At 67.1% G+C, this 16,007-nt stretch carries 19 protein-coding genes and 2 pseudogenes; 10 read left to right on the top strand and 11 right to left on the bottom strand.

Going from position 1 to position 16,007, the window contains the following annotated elements; all coding sequences use genetic code 11:
- Positions 1-65 precede the first annotated feature (65 nt).
- Together ACFWI4_RS29255 and ACFWI4_RS29250 are read left to right on the top strand one after the other, a co-directional pair.
- Positions 66-1,088, top strand: coding sequence for a LacI family DNA-binding transcriptional regulator (locus ACFWI4_RS29255; RefSeq protein ID WP_387202091.1), 1,023 nt, complete (start codon positions 66-68; stop codon positions 1,086-1,088).
- A gap of 411 nt (positions 1,089-1,499) precedes the next feature.
- Positions 1,500-1,772: a peptide deformylase gene (locus ACFWI4_RS29250; RefSeq protein ID WP_387202088.1), complete on the top strand. Its 273-nt coding sequence runs from the start codon at positions 1,500-1,502 to the stop codon at positions 1,770-1,772.
- 475 nt (positions 1,773-2,247) lie between these two features.
- Here the strand turns inward: ACFWI4_RS29250 and ACFWI4_RS29245 are convergent, their stop codons facing one another.
- Positions 2,248-2,646, bottom strand: coding sequence for a hypothetical protein (locus tag ACFWI4_RS29245; protein WP_387202085.1), 399 nt, complete (start codon positions 2,644-2,646; stop codon positions 2,248-2,250).
- The gene (locus ACFWI4_RS29240) at positions 2,646-2,921 is read right to left on the bottom strand and encodes a hypothetical protein (protein WP_387202082.1); all 276 of its coding nucleotides are present in this window, start codon (positions 2,919-2,921) and stop codon (positions 2,646-2,648) included. The genes ACFWI4_RS29245 and ACFWI4_RS29240 overlap by 1 nt, the downstream gene beginning before the upstream one ends.
- 425 nt (positions 2,922-3,346) lie before the next feature.
- On the opposite strand from ACFWI4_RS29240, the gene ACFWI4_RS29235 reads away from it, so the two are divergent.
- Positions 3,347-3,877, top strand: coding sequence for a GNAT family N-acetyltransferase (locus tag ACFWI4_RS29235; RefSeq protein WP_387202079.1), 531 nt, complete (start codon positions 3,347-3,349; stop codon positions 3,875-3,877).
- Between the two features lie 336 nt (positions 3,878-4,213).
- Here ACFWI4_RS29235 and ACFWI4_RS29230 read toward each other — a convergent pair whose 3' ends face one another.
- On the bottom strand, positions 4,214-4,636 hold the full coding sequence (locus ACFWI4_RS29230; protein ID WP_387202076.1) for a hypothetical protein: 423 nt from the start codon (positions 4,634-4,636) through the stop codon (positions 4,214-4,216).
- Positions 4,637-4,805: 169 nt separating this feature from the next.
- Here ACFWI4_RS29230 and ACFWI4_RS29225 point away from each other — a divergent pair, with 169 nt between their 5' ends.
- On the top strand, positions 4,806-5,354 hold the full coding sequence (locus tag ACFWI4_RS29225; protein ID WP_387202073.1) for a GNAT family N-acetyltransferase: 549 nt from the start codon (positions 4,806-4,808) through the stop codon (positions 5,352-5,354).
- A gap of 328 nt (positions 5,355-5,682) precedes the next feature.
- Here ACFWI4_RS29225 and ACFWI4_RS29220 read toward each other — a convergent pair whose 3' ends face one another.
- The 3 genes and pseudogenes from ACFWI4_RS29220 to ACFWI4_RS29210 all read right to left on the bottom strand — a co-directional run.
- Complete coding sequence (locus tag ACFWI4_RS29220) at positions 5,683-7,341, bottom strand: hypothetical protein (RefSeq protein WP_387202070.1); 1,659 nt, start codon at positions 7,339-7,341, stop codon at positions 5,683-5,685.
- A 52-nt stretch (positions 7,342-7,393) separates the two neighbouring features.
- Complete coding sequence (locus tag ACFWI4_RS29215; protein WP_387202141.1) at positions 7,394-7,558, bottom strand: hypothetical protein; 165 nt, start codon at positions 7,556-7,558, stop codon at positions 7,394-7,396.
- A gap of 27 nt (positions 7,559-7,585) precedes the next feature.
- Positions 7,586-7,806 (bottom strand): annotated as a pseudogene (locus tag ACFWI4_RS29210) (SUKH-3 domain-containing protein); the annotation flags it as partial.
- Positions 7,807-7,961: 155 nt separating this feature from the next.
- Between ACFWI4_RS29210 and ACFWI4_RS29205 the strand changes: the two are divergent.
- Positions 7,962-8,165, top strand: a complete 204-nt coding sequence (locus ACFWI4_RS29205; protein WP_387202067.1) for a hypothetical protein — start codon at positions 7,962-7,964, stop codon at positions 8,163-8,165.
- Between the two features lie 54 nt (positions 8,166-8,219).
- Here the strand turns inward: ACFWI4_RS29205 and ACFWI4_RS29200 are convergent, their stop codons facing one another.
- The 3 genes and pseudogenes from ACFWI4_RS29200 to ACFWI4_RS29190 all read right to left on the bottom strand — a co-directional run bounded on the left by ACFWI4_RS29200 (position 8,220) and on the right by ACFWI4_RS29190 (position 9,767).
- On the bottom strand, positions 8,220-8,687 hold the full coding sequence (locus ACFWI4_RS29200) for a hypothetical protein (protein WP_387202064.1): 468 nt from the start codon (positions 8,685-8,687) through the stop codon (positions 8,220-8,222).
- Between the two features lie 137 nt (positions 8,688-8,824).
- Positions 8,825-9,082: pseudogene (locus ACFWI4_RS29195) on the bottom strand (transposase family protein); the annotation flags it as partial.
- A 364-nt stretch (positions 9,083-9,446) separates the two neighbouring features.
- On the bottom strand, positions 9,447-9,767 hold the full coding sequence (locus ACFWI4_RS29190; protein WP_387202061.1) for a hypothetical protein: 321 nt from the start codon (positions 9,765-9,767) through the stop codon (positions 9,447-9,449).
- 341 nt (positions 9,768-10,108) lie between these two features.
- Between ACFWI4_RS29190 and ACFWI4_RS29185 the strand changes: the two genes are divergently transcribed.
- Complete coding sequence (locus tag ACFWI4_RS29185) at positions 10,109-10,261, top strand: hypothetical protein (RefSeq protein ID WP_387202059.1); 153 nt, start codon at positions 10,109-10,111, stop codon at positions 10,259-10,261.
- A 39-nt stretch (positions 10,262-10,300) separates the two neighbouring features.
- On the opposite strand, the gene ACFWI4_RS29180 is transcribed toward ACFWI4_RS29185, so the two are convergent.
- On the bottom strand, positions 10,301-10,570 hold the full coding sequence (locus ACFWI4_RS29180; RefSeq protein WP_387202056.1) for a hypothetical protein: 270 nt from the start codon (positions 10,568-10,570) through the stop codon (positions 10,301-10,303).
- A 513-nt stretch (positions 10,571-11,083) separates the two neighbouring features.
- Here ACFWI4_RS29180 and ACFWI4_RS29175 point away from each other — a divergent pair.
- Entirely contained in the window at positions 11,084-11,389 is a 306-nt protein-coding gene (locus ACFWI4_RS29175) for a hypothetical protein (RefSeq protein ID WP_387202053.1), read from the top strand.
- A 27-nt stretch (positions 11,390-11,416) separates the two neighbouring features.
- Here the strand turns inward: ACFWI4_RS29175 and ACFWI4_RS29170 are convergent, their stop codons facing one another.
- Positions 11,417-13,072 (bottom strand): RNA polymerase sigma factor, encoded by a 1,656-nt coding sequence (locus ACFWI4_RS29170; protein WP_387202050.1) that lies wholly within the window; start codon positions 13,070-13,072, stop codon positions 11,417-11,419.
- 777 nt (positions 13,073-13,849) lie between these two features.
- Between ACFWI4_RS29170 and ACFWI4_RS29165 the strand changes: the two genes are divergently transcribed.
- The 3 genes from ACFWI4_RS29165 to ACFWI4_RS29155 all read left to right on the top strand — a co-directional run bounded on the left by ACFWI4_RS29165 (position 13,850) and on the right by ACFWI4_RS29155 (position 15,998).
- Complete coding sequence (locus tag ACFWI4_RS29165; RefSeq protein WP_387202134.1) at positions 13,850-14,488, top strand: relaxase domain-containing protein; 639 nt, start codon at positions 13,850-13,852, stop codon at positions 14,486-14,488.
- Positions 14,489-14,823: 335 nt separating this feature from the next.
- Positions 14,824-15,471: an RNA polymerase sigma factor gene (locus ACFWI4_RS29160; protein ID WP_387202048.1), complete on the top strand. Its 648-nt coding sequence runs from the start codon at positions 14,824-14,826 to the stop codon at positions 15,469-15,471.
- A gap of 143 nt (positions 15,472-15,614) precedes the next feature.
- A complete protein-coding gene (locus tag ACFWI4_RS29155; RefSeq protein ID WP_387202131.1) occupies positions 15,615-15,998 on the top strand; it encodes a WhiB family transcriptional regulator in 384 nt (127 codons plus the stop codon).
- The last annotated feature ends 9 nt before the right edge of the window (positions 15,999-16,007 follow it).

Genomic DNA, 16,007 nt, shown 5'->3' with positions numbered 1-16,007 from the left:
AGCACTTCAGGGCTCCGGCCGCAACAGCGGCCGGAGCCAACGAGCCCACCAGGAACGGTCGTTCAATGGCAGCAAGCCGCCGCCCCACTCTGGCCGACGTCGCCCAAGAGGTAGGCGTCAGCGCGAAGACGGTGTCCCGTGTCCTCAACGAGGACGGCCCCGTATCAGCGCAGACCAGAGAACAGGTGCTCGCCGCCGTGGCCAGACTCGGCTTCCAGCCGAACCTCATGGCACGCAACATCCGCGTCGGTGGCCCGGACACCACCATCGGCCTGGTCATTCCCGACCTCGCCAACCCCTTCTTCGGAGCCGTGGCCAGAAGCATCGAGGACACTGTCCGCGAGCGCGGACTGACTCTCCTCATGGGCTCCTCCGCAGACGACCCTCACCGCGAACGCGTCCTGACGGACAAGTTCCTAAGCCGCCGTGTCAGCATCCTGATGGTCGTCCCGTCTGTCGGCGCCGATCACTCCCACCTCAAGGCCCAGCGCGCGGCGGGCCTCCCCGTGATCTTTCTCGACCGTCCGGGAGTTGACCTCACCGCGGACAGCATCGTGAGCTCCAACCGAGACGGAGCCCGTGACGGTGTCGCCCACCTCATCGCCCACGGGCACCGGCGCATCGGATTCGTCGGAGACCTTCCCGCCCAGCTGTATACCCGCCGTGAGCGTCTGGCCGGGTACCGCTCGGCCTTGCAGGAAGCCGGACTCCCCTACGACTCCTCGCTGGTCACCAATGCCCATGATCAGCAGGGTGCCGCGACCGCGACCTCCCAGCTCCTCGACCAGGTCGATCCCCCCACCGCCCTGTTCGCAGGGAACAACATCATGGCGCTTGGCATCGTCGCCGAACTGGCCCGCACCCAACGCAAGCACGTAGCCGTCGTCGCGTTCGACGACCTGGTACTGGCCGAGGCACTCGAACCGGCCCTGACTGTCGTCGCTCAAGACCCCGAAGAGATTGGCAGAGCGGCAGCGACCACCGCCTTGAACCGACTCGACGGCGACCGCTCCCGTGCACGCACCGTCACCGTCTCCACCAGACTGATCATTCGAGGCTCGGGCGAGCAACGCGCCCCAAGGCCGTAGGCGGCCTGTTCTTCTGCGAATCAGAGACCTGGGAACTGCCGTAACGGCTATTACGCAGCAGCGTTTCGCTATCTGTCCTGGTCAGAGGCGTCGTCGGGAGTGTAGTTGGCTGATGGTGGGGCAGGGATGGTCTGCAGACCCACCCCGCGACCGGCCTGATGGCGTCGGTGTCCGAGCAGCTACTCACACACGAGGACTGGCGGCGCGATGTGCCGCTGTTCGCCGCACGGAACGTCCAGGCCTGCGCCCAGACCCGCAACGAGGACACGAAGACGCGCTTGAGGGCCTCCAGGGCGAACGTGTCCTCGCACGGCTCGCCCGCCTCCGGGCCGGGCAGCGCGGTGACTGGGGCGACGATCCGGGTGGCGACGTTGACGAGGCCGGGACCACCTGACTGGCCGGCAGGTGGAGGTGAACCACACCATCAAGGAGACCGGCCTGAGCTTCAATACCGACGCTGTCTTCGCGTGGCCGACCAAGACCAGCGAGGTGCGCCTCTTCGAGCTCGACAAAGACGGCGCCCAGGTTACCACCGTGTACGAACGGGGACTCGCCCGGCTCGGCGCCCACGAAATCGGTCACCTCGACGGACTGCTGTACCTGAGCCGGATGCGTCCCAGCGTCGAACCGCTGCCCGTAGAGGAGTACCGCCAGAGCGGCCACTCCTGGGCGTACGACCAGTAGCCACCAGGACGTTGTAGGTGGCGTTGAAGTCGCTGGCGCTGGCGAGGCCGGAGAAGGTCAGCCGGTCGGTGCCCATCGCCTGGCCGAGACGCGCGGTCTCCGCGAGGCTGCGGTGACAAGCAGGGCAAGGGAGTTGTCGCCCGTGTTCAGCCCCCGGCGAGGCTGACTGCGAGGGCGAGGACGTTCTTGATCGCCCTGCCGAGCTCGCAACGCGGTCCTTCCCAGGTACGTTCATCCGTCCAGGAAGGTCTGCCCCGGCATGGGGGAGACGGGCCACCCGCAGACAGGCAGGACAGTGAACTACATGGTTCCTCCGGAGAACACCCCGGCCGACGGCCGGGCACATCAGAACAGACAACGCGACCGCCTTGCTCGAGCGTTGCTCCCCCGCTGAAGGGTGCCGGGCCTTGCGTGCTCAAAGGGCCAGGTCCGCGACGGCGCGGGCGGGCTGGAGAGAGCGTCCAAGAGCCCGCGGTTACTGGTCGGGATGGACGGCTTGAACTCCGGTGCCCGCGTACGCCTTGGGCGTCAGCGTGAGCAGGAACCGCCCGGCGGGGTGGGCGGCGGAGGGTCGGGCGGCGTGGATGGCGTGGACGCCGGCCCAGGAGTGCCCGAAGCGCAGCAGTTCGGTGGCGGTGGCTGCGGCGTCGGTGTCGAACGCCTCGATCCGGATGAACCGCAGCCCCTTGATGTAGCCGAGCAGGCCGGGCCGTTCCGTGTCACCGGCCGTCAGGGACAGCACCGGCGCGTACAGATCACCGAGTCCGCCGGATGCCTGGACGTAGAACGCGGCGACCGCTTCGTTGAACGGGTCCTTCGGGTCGTACAGCGCGGTAGCGGTGGTGTGGTCCAGGACGACCGAGATCGCCGCCACTAGGCGGCCGTCTTTGAGCCGGGCTGCGTCCCGCCCAGGCGTTCCAGCAGCGCACGGGCCTTAGCTTCCGCCTCCGGACTCGGCGCGCTGCCGAGGGCGGAGGTGAGTTCGGCGCGGGCCAGCTCGGCGCGCTCGGCGTATTCGGCCTGCGTCGGCGTGCTCTGCGCCAGTTCCTCGACCAGGCTGCGGATGGTCGTGCCGTGCTCGGCCGCCAACCGCGCCAGCCGGTCCCGCGCGGCCGCGCTCACCTTGATGCTCGTCTCGTCTGCTGCCATATCCCGACTCTACCGCGTTCCTCTACTGACGGTAGAGGAACGCGTCCGGTGCACCAGCACCGCTACCCCCGGGTCGCCCCCACGGCCATGAGCCACCCCACAGAAACGGCTGCGCCCGGCCGGGCTTTCACCTGCGCTGCGCCCGGACCCTGCCCGGGGGCGCCTCGCGCAGGTCGGCATGTTTCCGGGCGGGCTGCTGGGCCGCTGCCCCGGCCTCCCAGGCGGCGATCCCGCTTCGTCTGGCCACTGGGACTATCAGCGTCCTCGTGCGGCAACACGAGATCGATTCCCTGTAGGTGGGCACCGGTGATCGCGCGCCAGCGTTCCGGAGGGCGGCGGCCGGGCTGCCGGCTGGTTGCCCTGGTCCGTTCCGGCGCGACGTTCGAGAACGGCGTCTTGGTCGAGCGTTCTGAGAAGATCGCCGCATGACAGGCCAACACGACGCCGCCACCGAATCCCACCGGCCCTTTGCCGAGCCAGCCTGTCTCGACCTGGCCGATCCCGACACCCTGCGGCAGTTGTGGGACCTCCAGCGGGCCTCCTACGCGGTCGAGGCCCAGCTCATCGGTTTCGACGGCATCCCGCCTCTACACGAGTCCCTCGAGCAGTTGCGTGCATGTGACGAGTGCTTCATCGGGGTTCGCGACGAGTCGAAGCTGGTCGGAGCGGTTGGCTGGACCCGCCTGCCGAACGGCGCTCTGGACATTTGCCGCCTCGTGGTCCATCCCATCGCGCATCGCCGCGGAGTCGCAACAACCCTCCTCGACGCTCTGGACTCGATCGAGCCCGCGGAACTGGCCATCGTCTCCACCGGAACCGCCAACCTGCCCGCAGTCGCGCTCTACCGTCGGCGCGGCTTCGTGCCTGTCTGCGAGCGCCAGATCGCGCCTGGCGTCATGGTCACAGAGCTGCAACGCCAGAACACATCAGCAACTCAGCCAATCCACAACTCTTGACGATCGCTCCGCTGCGGGCGGGGGTGTGCTGCTCCAGGCATCGGCCACGATGGACGGGTACACGGACCAGGTGACGGAGCGGGTCTTCGAGGTGCCGGCTCCGGTGCTGCCGCCGGGCGAGCCTCGCCCGGGCCCGGCCCACCCTGACATGCGGTTCGTCCCGCGAGACGCCGTCACGGTGCGCCGAGCCGCTCGGACGCTGCCCCGTGTGTCCCCTCGCCGCCCACCTCCAGCGCCAGGACCTCGGCGCCTCCCTGCTGCGCCGCTACCCGCAGTCTCCTGACCCACCACCCACGCCGAGCAACAGGCTGTGGCCGGCTGACCTCTGTGCAGGGCTCAGAGCGCGATCGGCCGGTACTTCAGAGCCGCATCGACAATCTGCTCGGCAGACGCGTCCCGAAGGTCGTCCGAGGCATGGAAGATCAGGTCACTCACGTGGGGATGCGGCACGTTGGCTTTCAGGAGCAGCAGGTAGTAGTCGCTCTCCGGAGAGACCGTCAGCAGTCTGCGGACGATCTCCACGAGCTCGTCCCGGGTGACGTCCGCGACCCTGGGGTACGCCGGACGGGCCGCCTCCGTCGCGAACTCCTCCAGGCTCCTGCTGCCCCAGTACGTGGCGAAGTCGAGGGCCACGTAGTCGTGCCCGGTCATCGCGTTGAAGGCCTCGATCGCCTCGCCCGCCGCCTCCGGGCGGGTTTCCAGCAGGTCACCGATCCGCTCCACCTCGGCGCACAGTTCGTCCAGCCGCTGGCGACTCACGGGCGGGGGCAACAACTCCGGTCTCAGGTCCACAGCCGAGAGTCTGCTGAGAGCGGTCGTTGGACGCCACCGGAGCTGACAAGATCGGCGCGTCCCGACGTCCGGGAAGCAGCTCTTTGTTCCGGAATCTGGAGCTCCTGCCGGGTGGGTGTGCGCTAGGTTGCCCGCCATGACCGAGTGGGGACCCGTCGCCTGGCCACCTGCCCCGATACGGACCGGACGGCTCGTGCTCCGCGAGTCCGAGGCCCGCGACCGTGTGGCGTTCATCGAGCTGTTCGCCTCGCCGGAGGTGGGCACCTACATCGGCGGCCCTCGACCGCGTGACGAGCTCGAGCGCACGGCACCGGAGATCCCCGGGCGGCGCCCCGGCTTTTTCGTGATCGATCTCGACGGAGCGATGATCGGCATGATCACGCTCGACCGGCGCGACGCGGAGCGGCCGGGTCACGTCCGTCCGGATGCCGGGGAAGCCGAACTCGGCTACATGTTCCTGCCGGAAGCCTGGGGATACGGGTACGCGGCCGAGGCGTGCGCGGCGGCACTCGACTGGCTTGCCGACGCCCTCCCCGGCGAGCCGGTGGTGCTCTGCACGCAGACCGCCAACGACCGCTCGATGCGCCTCGCGGCCAAGCTGGGCTTCACCGAGGTGGAGCGGTTCGAGGAGTACGGCGCCGAGCAGTGGTTCGGCGTGTGGTCCTCGGCCACGCCGTCCGGTTGAGCTCGTGCTCGACAGCGCGGATCCACATGAGCCCGTTCTGAGCCTGAGCGGCACCGGCATGCCCGGCATCGCTCCAGCTGAACCCACGCCTGACTGCGGGCGCCCGGAGCGCGCCACGACACCGTCGCCCCGCGCCCGCGTCATCGTACGGCGACCACGTGGCCGGAGGACGGTGGTCAGCTCTGAACTGTTCCACGGTGGCGACGGTACTGATCGAAGCGGCACTCCAGCGTTCCTCACGCACCGTGTCGCCTTGGCGGCCGGCCCCTTATTCACCGGGCCGGCCGGCCTGACGGAGCGGTGCGTGCTGGATCCGTTGTGACGTAGGTCAGCGGACGTCGACGTAGTCGGTGACCCTGGTGCTGGCGAGGTAGTGGTTTCCGGTCTGGCGGCTGAAGGCGAGGGCCCAGGTGCCGTCCTGCTTGGCGGTGACCCAGCCCGACAGGTGGCCGTTGTGGTCGCTGGCCAGTTCGCAGACGTAGTGGTAGGTGGTGGAGCCGCGGGGCTTGAAGTAGAGGGTGGGCGAGCCGCCGGAGAGCGGCTTCCAGGTGGTGCCGTTCTTGTACTGGAGGGTGCCGGCGAAACGGATCGGCTGTCCCTTGCGGACCGGGTCGGGGGAGGTGTGGAAGCCGGTGATGCGGGTGGCGTAGCGGTAGAGGTGCACGGGCTTGGTGGTGCTGGTGCCCAGGTCGGGGTTGCCGTTGAAGCGGGCGCGCCAGTAGGCGTCGGTGTCCGGCTTGGTGAGGGTGCGGGTGAACGTCTCGTCGATCAGGGGTTTGTTGTGGTGGATCGGGACGGGAACGGTGGCGGCGTCCTTCCAGCCGCTCTTGCCGTCCTTGGAGTACTGCAGGGTGACGGTGGGGTTGGCGGGCCAGTGGGCGCGGGTGTCTTCGTAGTAGACGTAGCCGTGAGTTCGAAGGGCGCCGTCGTCGTCGAGTGATGTGCTCAGCCCGATGTGTGTCGTGTAGGCGACGTGCAGGCTGAAGGGCTCGGTGGCCGTCAGCTGGAAAGGCATGTCGCCTGTGCCTGCGACGAGTTCGGCGTTCGTGGCGGCGCCGTCCGAGGAGACGTGCAGGGTGTAGTTGCCCTGGCTGTCGGTGGTCGTCGTCCCCGCCAGATACGCCTGGTCCTGCAGCGTGATCGTGGTGTGGGGCAGCGGCTGCCAGCCCGAGGTGGTCTGGATCTCCGCGTGGCCGGTGACGGTCCCCGTCGCACCCTGTTGCAGGTTCAGGGCGTGGGTGCTGGCCGTGAAGCGGATCGGTGCCGGTGCGGTGTGCAGATCCAGGGGGGCCGACCCCAGATCGATCGCCCCCGGGTAGCGGTCGGACCCCTCGGGCGATGTGTACAGCCGGAAGGACTGCGTCGTGGGGACGAACGCCGCTGTGAAGCGGCCGTCGGTGCCGGTGGTTGCGGTCTTGTGGATGTGCCCGGCGTCGACGTCGACGGTGACACCGCCAGCAGCTGCCGGAGTGTCGGGGTCCCGGGGGTCGCGGGCGACGACAGTGCCGCTGACGGATACGTCCTGGTGGAGGTAGTCCGGCACGTTCGGGGTGGCGGTGAGGCCGGTGACGGTGATGACGGTCTGATACCGCAGCGGGTGCGGCGACACGGCCGCGGTGACGGTGGCGCCGGAGGCGTCCTGGAGATCGACGGTCACCCGGTAGTCGCCCAGTTCAGGCAGGTGCACCGGTGCCCGCCAGACGCCGGAGCGGGCGTCCTCCCCGGAGTACTGGGTGAAGTCCTCGGTCGATCCGGCCTCTTGAGCCCCCTCCGGTGCGTTCAGCGGGTAGAAGTGGGCCGTGATGTGCGTGAGCGGGCTGTCGGAGTGTGCCGTGACGAAGAGCAGGCCCGGTTCGTACCAGCCGTCGGCGTCGGACAGGACCGGACCGTCGGTGGTGCCGTCCGCGTGGGCCGGGGCGCCTCCCGTGAACAGGGAGGCGGACAGGGCGGTCGCCGTGGCCGCGGCCAGGAAGGTGCTGCGTCTCATGATGGTTCCCAAGTAGAGGTGTGCGGGCGGGGCGCTGAGCGATGGCCCGGTGTCAGTCGAGCTGAGTCACCTTGGGCAGGTCATCGCTCGACGCGGCGTCTGCTGGCGACGCGGCGTCTGCTGGGGGCGGGGCGGTGGGGTAGATGCGGATGTCGCTGACCGCGCCGTTGGTGATCGCTCCGAAGCCGGCAACCCAGGTCTCGACGATATAGATCACGCCCACTTCATCGATGCCCAGGAAGAACCGGCCGTGGTCCAGCTCGCAGAGCGGGTGAAGACGGCGCCCGATCGCTTCGCCCCACTCCGTGAAGCGGTCATCCTTGCCCCGGGCCGGCTCGGGTCCAGCTCGAACGGCGTGTGTGCACAGCTGATCCCTGGTCCGCTGACGTTCACAGTCAGACTGCCGAACTCTTGCAGGAAGGCTTCCGCAGCGTCGTGCACGGCGAGGCCGACCGCTTCGAACATGGATCGCCGGCGGGCCGTGTCTGCCTTCCGTCCAAGCGTCCCATCCCGACGCCTCCAGCACCTCATCTATCTCTGGCGACCAACTGCTCATCTGGGACCCGACTCCTCAGCCATGGGTGAGCAGTGATCATCTCAACGGCCGACGTCGCTGAACAGTGTGTGACCGGTTCGCGGAAAGCGAGCCGGAAGGAGCCGCGGAGCATGACTACGACCCAGAGGCACAGAAGTTCAACTTCTCCGCGAAGCCGATCCCGGGCGACGACAACGGGGCGGGCGGCTCCCTCCTGAAGAGCTTCTACGCCAAGAACCGCATGATCGACGGACTGGATGACGGCTTCATCGTCAAGATCGTCACCTGACCTGTACTGCGGCGGGAGCGGCCCCTGGCACCAGCCGCTCCCGCCGCAGCCGGCTCACGATTTGGCGGGCCAGAACTGCACGAGGTAGCGCTCCACACCGTGGCCGGTGCCTTCGCCTTCCGACAGGGCTGCGGCTTCGGCCCGGCCTGCACAGTGGACGCGGACATTCCACGAACCGCCGGAGTCAGCCAGCGTGATCAGGTCGTCCATCCGACCCGTGTGCATGGACCACACGGCTACCTGACCACTGGTCGACTCGAATTCGGCTTCGGCCACCTCATCCCAGTGGGACCGGTTCTGGGCGGGCGGCGGCCCATCCCACACTTCGACGCCGACTGTGGCGGTGTGGGTATGGCCGCCGCTCGTGATGTCCAGACGTCCCGGATGAGTGCTGAGGAACGCATGCCGGTTGAAGTCGTCAGGAAAGGGGACCGGCAGGTCCGCGTCATCGGATTCCTGCAACCCGAAGGCGTGATAGCCCACGTACGCATCCACATCCTGCTGCCGCACAAGCTCCGCCATGAGCGCCTCTTCGACATCACACACGACTGGCCATCCCCGAGATCGTAGGCCCGCGCAACCTCGGCGGTCACACGTGCGCGATCTGGTCAACAGGCGCAGACCAAACGACGCACTCGACCACGCTGCTGACCCCGTACCAGCCGCTGGACGACCCGGCACACGGTGGAGGAGGAGACTCCGAACAGCGGACCGAGCTGCCGCATCGTGAGGTTCGTGCGGTAGTACACCGCGACCATCAGCACCCGCTCGGCCAATGGCAGCGACCACGGACGGCCCCGCAACGTGCCGTCGCCACCCAGCTCCCGCACCACCTTGAGCAGACGGGCGAACTGCGTCACCCACAACCCGGTGAACGTCTCCACCCACACCCGCCCAGCCCTTAACACCCCAGCCATACAAGGAAGATGCCCAGCTCAGAGCCTTGTGCAACACCCCTTAAAGGGTGTTGCACAAGGCTGAGTGCCGGTAGGTCAGAGCCGGTGGCGGGCTCGTCTGCTCATGACGCGAGGGCCAGATTGTGCATGTGGGCAACGGCCTGGCATGCGTGGCGAGGAAGGTATAGGTCCGCACCGCGGCCGTGGCCGGCTCTCGTGGTTCCCGCAGTCCTGGCGGGCCCAGCTATGACCACCGAGGCATCGCGCCGGGATCCATTGCTCATGCCAGCTCTCGAGGGCGGGGCGACAGTCGGCGACCGGGGTGGGCATGACGCGCACATCGGGCAGGACCACGACGTCGAGGACGCCTGTAAGGCCGCCGGGCTCAGGGCAGGGTCTCGGCTTGGTGCCTTCTGATGGTCTGCCAGCGGCGTTCGTAGTCGTGTACGTGGTGGAGGATGTCCTCGGCGGTGACGGGCCTGTTGTACTGCGCGGTGATGCCGCGCCGCGCACAGATCTGAACCACGGTGTGCGGCGAGGGAACAGTGCTCTCGAGCCGGCAGTCCGCCCAAATCTCGTAGATGCGGAAGTGCAGGAAGTACCGGCGCAGCGTGGAGGGGCTGACTGGGCTGCCGCCGCGGCCTGTTGTGCCCTTGCCCGCGAGGTGTGCGGAGAGCTCCTTGCCGGAGGGCTGTTCGCCGTGCACGTCCTGGTAGTCCCTCCACGCGAGGTAGTACCGGTCGACCGCAGGCAGACCGTTGTCGCTTCTCGCCTCTGACCCCTACTGCTCGTCGACCGCGTTCACTCGCGTGCTGCGCGTTTCCTTGGCAGGGTGCGCTCTCACGTCTGTGGGCGGTGCCGAGGCGCGGCCGTGATCCAAGCCGTCTTCGGGATGGGTGGGGTCGGCCGACCGTTCGTCGACGGCTGACTCTCCATCGTCGAAGTTGTCGGGCTGTGCGTTTGCCGCGGCCTGTACGTCTTTGCTGCGGGGAGTTCAAGGTGGTGGCCCACAGGCCCAAGCAGGTCGACCCTGTCCAGCTCCACCGCGTGAAGCACCTGGTGGAGGAGCTCCGAGATGCAGGGCGCAACCGCGATCTTGTGACGGCGCTGTGGTACCGACTGCAGGATCAAGCCGCAGCTGAACGGGAAGACCTGGTCGAGAGCATGAATCAGCGGATGGGCAAGAAAATCCCACTCTGATCCATGCACGACCGATATTCCCCTAGTCTTACGGGGGTGTCAGTCGAAGTCACCGCAACTCCCCTCGCGAAGGAGCAGATTGATCGCCTGCTCAGGTCTGACAAACAGGCTTTCGAGCAGTTCAAGCAAGGCCGCCTCCAGAGTGAGGGCGGCAAGTACCTCGGATACCACTTGACCGGGGAGGTTGTAAATCGCCTCTGCGCGAAACATCTGCCTCGGTCGCTGCGTGTGATCGTCGCTTTCGAAAGTGAGACGGCAGCGACTGTTGGTATCGCTTCGCGTTCCGCGCGACCAGAGCGACCTGCTCATGGTCGGTATTTCGGCTGCCGACGACGTGACCGCACCGGTCTTCCAGTAGCTGCACACTGAGCGATGGGCGCCAGCGATCGCAGAGCGGACGCACGAGAAGCGGGGCAGCGCGATGTTCTGGCCGCGACACTGCACGGAGTGCAGTCGACCTTTTGACTTTCGTTCGCGCCACGCTCTGCAGAGCAAATGGACGACGGCACCGGGGCACAGCCGGAACGTACTGCCTGGAGGCAGTACACCTGGTCTCTGGTGCTTTGGGCAGCGGCGAGGGGGGTCGATACCGATCGGAGGGAGAATATGCAGTTCAACGCTCCGCCGGGGTGGCCTGTGCCGCCTTCGGGCTGGCGGCCGCCGCAGGGGTGGCAGCCGGATCCGCGTTGGCCTCCGGCGCCGGCTGGCTGGTCGTTCTGGGTGCAGGCCGCGCCCGCGCCATCCACCGTTTACCGGTCACCGTGGGTGCTTGCGACGGGGGGTCTACTCATGGCCGCCGGTTCACGGATGCCGTGGTTCCGCATGGGCGAGGCTGACTTCTGGCAGGACCGCGGCCTCGCCGACCTGGTGCTCTATGCAGGATTCGGCGCCCTCGCGTTGGCCCTGCTGGGAGCCTTGTGGCCGCGTCTGTGGGTTTGGGGTGCCCTGGCCGTACTTGGAGCGTCCCATATCGAGCACGTTGCCGGCCGCGTGATCCTGGCAGACACTCAAGCACACTCGCAGTCGCCTGCGTGGGTTGTGATGGTGGGGGCCACTGCAGTGCTGCTCGCCGGGGCCATGATGGCCTTCAATGCCCTTTTCGCGTGGCTGCAGTCCCATGCCCGGTAGCGCTGACGGCACGCCTGATGCCCAGGGTCAGGATGAGGCCGCCTTGTCGTGTAGGGCGCGAGCGATCGCGTCGCAGGTGGATTCGCTGAGCGAGGTCGCATACAGGTAGTTGTTTCCCTGAAGCCAGACGGTTGAGTACTGCATGCTCACCGCGTGACCGGTGTAGAAGCGCGGTACGGGGCCGACGTTGCGGATCGCGAAGGACCGCATCCCTGCTATGGGTGCCGGCCGCTCGTCCAGTACGTAGTTGTCGCCGAAGAGGTTGGACGAGAAGCAGGATCTCAGAGGGGTTCCGAGGTCTGCAGCCAGGTCGGCAGCGGTAGGAGCGTCGAGGGGGATGATGCCGTCTTCGGCGAGGGTGGAGCCGGAGAAGACGGTCTGGACCGCTCCATCCGCAGCGAGTGCCCAGGACTGGCGGTTGGAGCCCGACGTGAAGCAGTTCGGTGGCAGGGGGGTGGGTTCGTTGCCTGCCGGCTGATGAATGAGGGGCTCGGAGGCAACGAACTGCACGGAGAGGTTGCGGTCGACCCGGGTGATGCCGCCCTGCGGTGCGGCAAGGAGTTGCTTCACCAGGGGGTTGCTGCCGTCGTTGGCCAGGACACGGGGACCGAAGCACGCAGCGTAGACCAAGACGCGCAGTTGGCAGTTCTCCACGTCGTCGCTGCTGGTCAAGGAGACCGGGGTAGCGCTCGTCGGAGGGCCTGCTGGTATGACCCGGGGCACGGTGACGGCGAGAATCGCCAGGATCGCCAAGCCCAGGACTGCCGCCAGCCCCCGGGACGGCACGTTCCCGCCTCTGCTGCCTGCAGAGTTGAGGCTTGTCCCGGGATTCGGCCAAGGCGCTGGCGCGGGCGGGAGGCCGGGGGCCGCGTACAACGTCACAGGCGGGGGCCAAAGCCTTTCGGAGGGAGAAGCCCCTCGGGGCCTGCCGTAGACGACCTCGGTCATCGTTTCGCGGACGCGATGGCTGAATTCAGCTGCACACACCAGCGGGATGAAGACAGGCGCATATTCCCGCGCGTGGTGCTTACGCTGCACGTGGCAGGTACGGCAGTTCTGGCAGACGGGGCAGTCGTCGAAGTGCTTGATGACCCGGGATGCGAGCAGGGCGGCGAACCCTTCGCCTGCGTAGTCGTCCAGGATTAGGGCCAGTTGGGGGCAATCAGGCGGATCCTGTGTCAGCAGGTAGGCGTAGAAGAGCTTGCTAACCTTCTTTCGGGCAGTAGTGGCACGGTTCTTCGACAGACCCAGCCGTTCGAGGGCCTGCGCATCGGAAATCTGCTCTGCACTCAGCAGGGCTAAGAGCCGCTGTTCGTCAGGGTCCAGCATAGGAAGAACCGCGCGGTACAGAATGAGACGCACGTTCTCCAGCCGCCCGGGGTCATCACCGAACATCTGGGGCGCTGACTTCACCTCCGTGACGTCTTCAGGTTCGACCAAGGCCTCACGGCGCAGCAGGGCGCTGCGCTGCTTGCGGTAGTTCTGCAAGCGGTTCTTGGCGAAAACCATCACCCATGCACCCAGCTTGGACGGGTTCTGGGGCCACTTGTGTGACTTCAATGCGGTGAAGACGTCGTGGAAGGTGGTCTGCCCCACGTCCAGCGCGGCGTCCTCCCCGTACAGCTCGCGCGCCAGATAGCGCAGTACCGGCGGACGATGACGACGGGCGATCTCGTCGTACACCGCCGCTTGCTCCTGCACCAGAGGGGTGGGGCCGGACCTCAGATACGCGATCAGGTCGGCGTCGGACGCATACTCCCACCGTGTTGCCCCCGCCATTATGCCCCTGACCTGCGCTTCCCTCGGCGGGAAAAGAATCTTGAAAAAACTTCATTCTGGTCAAGGGAAAATTCGCTCTGCTTTTCCCCATCCCTGCGAACGGCTCCAAGTCCAGGGAGGGACCATGCGAAACCTGACGATCGCTCATCCGTATGCCACCCATGCAACAGCAGGGACGGTGGCACCATGAGGCGCCCCACCCGCGCCGCGGTCCGTGGCACGGCCGCAGGCCTTGGTGTCTCGCCGGCTGCTTGGGCTGCGGTCGCCAGCGGTCCCACAGGCGTGCTGGTGACGGCAGCCACCGCTGTCGTCGCCGCGGTTCTGGCCGCAGTAGTTCCTGAGGTGTACTGGTGGAGGGCGCAGCACCCTGTCCGACTCCTGGTGCGCGAGGCAGTTCGCCAGCAGGATGACGGCGCGATTGACGAGAAGCTGCTGGCCACCGTCGAGGCCATGCACCGTGCGACGTTGAATGCGCGCAACGGGCGCTCCCTCCCCTCTGGACCGACCAGCTTTCCATCCCCGAGGTCCCGTCGTCGGGGAAACGGGCGAACCGATGGACAAGGTCGCCGACAGGTAGATACAGGACACGAGTGATAGGCGACGTCCCCTGGCGAACAGGCCGGCCTCGATCCGGTCCGCGTACGGGCGCCGGCCCCCTACGCCGAACAGGTTCCGCCTCACCTGGCGCCAGTCCGAGCACGATCAGGCCATGCCCCATCCATCGCCCGACCGGGACACCGGCTTACTCTGGGCCCCGCGCAGCGGCATGAGGGCCGGGCGGCGTCCGTCCCCGAAGAAAGCGTTCAAGGCTGGCGCTCTTGGCCGGTGACGGTTAACGGTGTCGACTTCGTCTTCCGGCCGCAGTCGACGATCTACCTGTTGTGGGCGCTGGGTGATGACGAGACCTGGCGAGTTATCGAGGCCGCGCACGAGCGCGCGATCGAGCGGGTGCTGGAGTGGATCGAGGACGAGGTGGCGGTGATCCATTACGGCAGGGCGGCATCTACCGGATGCGGCCGCGGATCCGACCGGCGGACTGTGCCGGTGCGCGCGTCTTCTGCCTGTGGCCCTGGGAGTGCCGGGTCAGCATTTGACGCGGTTGCGGACGGCGAGGCCCAGCAGGACGGGTTCGGTCAGGCGGGAGGCCATGCCCGGGAGGTACGTAAGCCGTACCGGACAGCGCCCAGTAGCGGCCAAAGTGCGCGTTCTTGGACCAGCTACGCGACTTCTTCGCATGCCTCTTTTTGCCCCACCTGCCAGCGACGGTGGGGACGACCCGGGCACCGACACCGATTGTCATTTCGAAAGGAGCTTCACTAGCTCGATCGACCGCTGACCCTCCGGGGGTGACCGCCAAAGTGGCTCAAGCCCGCTAAGGTCACGTGCCCATCGCTTGGCCCCGTCACCGTCGCAACGGTGCATGACAATCGGCAAGTGGCTTGGCCGCAGGCGCCGTTCGGGTCCGGGATGGCGCGGTCGGGCGACGTCGGCTGGGAGAGTTTTCAGCGCGTGGAAAAGAATCTTGACGGGCCACTAGACGCTTTTCGGGCGGCGAGCGGCATCCGTTGTGTAGAGCAGTGCGCGGTGAGCAGTTGGGGGAGGGATCGAATGCGATACCGGCGTTCACGGACGGAGACCGGGGGGTGGGGAACGAAATGACCATCACCTCTGGCCCCGTCTGCAGCCAGCCGGTCTGCCGTCGAACGGACCTTGAACCGGACTGCAGAGGCTGCCCTTGGGCACTAACAGTCGCTCCTACACCTGGCACCGGAGATGAGACGTGGATCGTCCCGCAGGCACTGACCGATTTCCACGACCTTCACCGGGTGGTGTTCCTCAAGTACGTGCGCAGTCGTGGCATTACCCGCGACGAGGCCGAGGACGTCGTTAGCAGGACGTTTCTTCAACTGCATCGAGCTGGACAGACGTTCCTGTCGGCGGACAACCGGTCGGCGTTCAGCTTCAAGGTCCTGCGCGACACACTGACGGACCATTTCCGAGCGGCGGACCGCAGGCCCAGAACGCTGCCTCTGGCCGCCGCCAGTGAACCGTCCGCAGACGGGGGCATCAGTGACCTGATCTGCCGCTTGGATGTGGAGAAGGCGCTGGATCTGTTACCGCCCCAACAAGGCGACTGCCTGCGTCTGCACCTCTTCTTGGACCTGTCTCCCACTCAGGTCGGTTTCTATCTCGGCATCACGCGTTCCACGGTCTCCTCACACCTGTCCGCCGGACGGCAACGGCTGGCAGAGCACCTGGGTAACTACCGCCCCGCTGGCACCGGAAGGGAGCAGCACGCATGAACATCGACGAGCTGGCACAGGCAGCCCGTGCTGCCCTGAAGGATGAGTACGCCGACTACGACCCGGCGCCCGGCCGCGCCCGGCTGGAGGACGAGGTCATTGGCGATGCGATCAACCACAAGCGAATTGACGATGTCCATGACATCGCTCAGGCCGAGACTACCAGCGGCAAGGGCAGGCAACAGTCGGCCAGGTCCTCCGGCTGGGTAACCGACTGGCCCGCACTGGCCGCCTGCCGTACCACCGACCCGGACGAGCTCTTCGTGCAAGGCGCAGCCCAGAACCGCGCCAAGGCCGTTTGCACCGGATGCCCGGTGCGGACCGAATGCCTGGCCGATGCCCTCGACAACCGCGTCGAGTTCGGTGTCTGGGGCGGCATGACCGAACGCGAGCGACGGGCGCTGTTGCGTCGTCGTCCGTCGGTGACCTCTTGGCGCCGACTGCTGGAGACCGCACGCACGGAGTACGAGCGTTACGTGCCGCTGGAAGACAACGACCTGACCGCGATCCTCGACCAGGCCATCTAAAAGACAGAC

The organism is Streptomyces sp. NPDC127038 (assembly GCF_042725875.1).
Lineage (GTDB): Bacteria > Actinomycetota > Actinomycetes > Streptomycetales > Streptomycetaceae > Streptomyces.
This window is presented reverse-complemented; position numbering and strand designations above follow the sequence as displayed.